The 2,279-nt window shown below is 71.0% G+C and carries 2 protein-coding genes; both read right to left on the bottom strand.

Annotated elements, in window-relative coordinates; genetic code table 11:
- Positions 1–2: 2 nt before the first annotated feature.
- Positions 3–437: a hypothetical protein gene (locus GCU69_RS10580; protein ID WP_143671144.1), complete on the bottom strand. Its 435-nt coding sequence runs from the start codon at positions 435–437 to the stop codon at positions 3–5.
- A 195-nt stretch (positions 438–632) separates the two neighbouring features.
- Positions 633–2,006, bottom strand: a complete 1,374-nt coding sequence (locus tag GCU69_RS10575; protein WP_098752238.1) for an APC family permease — start codon at positions 2,004–2,006, stop codon at positions 633–635.
- Positions 2,007–2,279: the final 273 nt, after the last annotated feature.

Below are 2,279 nucleotides of genomic sequence, written 5' to 3'. Positions count from 1 at the left end.
GGTCAGGCCACGCAGACGGTGATGTTGTAGACCGGCGTCCAGTTGGCGGTCGTGTCCTGGGAAGGCGAGTGCGGGGTGGTGTAGATCCGGGTGCCGCCGCTGCCGTACATGGCGACGCGGTCGTTGCTGCCCGACAGGTTGTTCACCCACCAGCCGCCCCCGGACCAGCCGATGCCGGTACGACCGCATCCCCATTCCAGGCCGTACCCCGCCTGGCTGCTGTAGCCGCAGAACTTGCCGGAAGCGCAGGAGGCGGCGAGCTGTTCCGCCGACTCGACGCCGTGCAGGAGTGTCGCACCGTTGCCCAGGTCGGTCCGCTCCACGCCCGGCCGGCTCGTGTCCCCGGGACCGGTGTCGGCGGCGGCTCCGGCCGCTGTGGCGGTCATCGCGGCGGCGGACATGGCCACGGCCACGAGTGCATGACGAATCTGGCGCATGCTGTGGGTCCCTTCCTCTGGCTGCGTTCGCCCCGGTGGCGACTCGCTGCGGCGCCCCCTGGCGGGGGCGCTCTCTCGGACTGGGACCACCGTGCCCCGGCCGGCATGGGCGGACCTTGGGCAAAGCTTGGGCGGCCGCCGGCGGGCCGGATTCCGGGACCCGGAGACCCGGCACCCGGAGTCCCGGAACCCCTCTCACTCCCCGCGCGCCCGCATCACCAGCTTGTTGACCGCCCACAGCCCGATGCCCAGCAGCAGCAGTACGCCCGCCCGGATGTACACGTCCGCCGCCCGGTCGGCCAGCGGGCTGGCCAGGATGACGGCCGTGATCGCGCCGAGCACCGGCAGCGCGGTGGGCGTACGGAAGTGCCGGTGGGCGACGCGGTCCTTGCGCAGGACCAGCACGGCCACGTTCACCACGGCGAACACGCACAGCAGCAGGAAGGACGTGGTGTCGCCCAGGCCCTCGATCTCCCCCGTGGACACCAGGCCGACCGCGAGCAGCGCCGTGAACACGATGCCGACGACCGGCGTCCGGCGGCGCGGCAGCACCCGGCCCATGGCGCGCGGCAGGATGCGCTCGTTGGCCATGCCGTAACAGAGCCGGGAGGCCATCATGATGTTGATGAGGGCGGAGTTGGTCACGGCGAACAGCGCGATGACCGCGAACAGTTTGGGCGGGAAGTCGACACCGCCCGCCTTCACCACCTCCAGCAGCGGCCCGGAGGACTCGGCGAGCACCTGGTTGTCGACGAGCAGCGAGGAGATGAGGGCGACCAGCACGTAGATCGTGCCGGTGACGCCGACACCGATGAAGAGCGCCTTGGGGAACGTACGGACCGGGTCCTTCGTCTCCTCCGCCATGTTCACCGAGTCCTCGAAGCCGACGAACGCGAAGAAGCCGAGTGCCGTCGCGCCCAGGATCCCGGTCATCAGGGCGAAGCCGGTCCCGTCGGCCTGAATCTCCGTCAACCGCGCCGGCTCGCCGTCGCCCGCGAACACCGCGACCGCGCCGATGCACAGGATGACCAGCAGACCGGTCAGCTCCACGAGCGTCAGTACGACGTTCGTCTTCACGGACTCCGAGACACCGCGCAGGTTGAGCGCGGCGAGCGCCAGCACGAACAGCACCGCGACGAGCGTCGGCGACACGTTCACGAACTCGCCCAGATAGTCACCGCTGAAGGCACGGGCCGCGGCGCTCGCCGACGACAGGCCCGAGCACATCACCATGAAGGCGACGATAAAGGTCAGAAACGGGACCTTGAACGCCTTCTGGGTGTACAACGCGGCGCCCGCCGCCTTCGGATACTTCCCGACCAGTTCCACGTACGAAGCCGCCGTCAGCAGCGCGACGACGAAGCCGATGAGGAAGGGCAGCCACAGCGCGCCGCCGATCTTCCCGGCGACCTTGCCGGTGGTGGCGTAGATGCCGGTGCCCAGGATGTCGCCGATCACGAACAGGATCAGCAGCTTGGGGCCGATTGCGCGCTTCAGCGGTGAGTTGCCGTCCGCGGGATCGGTGGGGGCCGGTGCGGGGGAGTCGGAGGTGGGGTCCGGTGTCTGCATGGACAAGGGACTACCCGTCACGGCGCCCGGCGCACCTCGGGCGGGCCATTCGACTCAGCGGTGTCACCGGGTGGGCTATCAACGGGTGCGGGCGGGATGCGGGCACGGCCGCGGGTGGGGGCACGGGTGCGGCTGCCGCCGGAATTGGCAGCCGGGATGGAGGGAGCCGGGGCGGGCGGGGCCGGGCCGACCGCCGCGCGACCGCCCCGTCCCCTCGGCAGCGGGTTGCCGACCGCCGCGCGACCGCCCCGTCCCCTCGGCAGCGGGTTGCCG

The organism is Streptomyces lycii (genome assembly GCF_009735685.1).
Lineage (GTDB): Bacteria > Actinomycetota > Actinomycetes > Streptomycetales > Streptomycetaceae > Streptomyces > Streptomyces lycii.
Note: the sequence above shows the minus strand (reverse complement) of the source record. Positions and strands in the feature narration are given on the sequence as shown.

Bases quoted from the DNA above. Each gene is read 5' to 3' on its own strand.
- GCU69_RS10580 (WP_143671144.1), bottom strand. From the start codon at position 437: ATGCGCCAGATTCGTCATGCACTCGTGGCCGTGGCCATGTCCGCCGCC.
- GCU69_RS10575 (WP_098752238.1), bottom strand. From the start codon at position 2,006: ATGCAGACACCGGACCCCACCTCCGACTCCCCCGCACCGGCCCCCACC.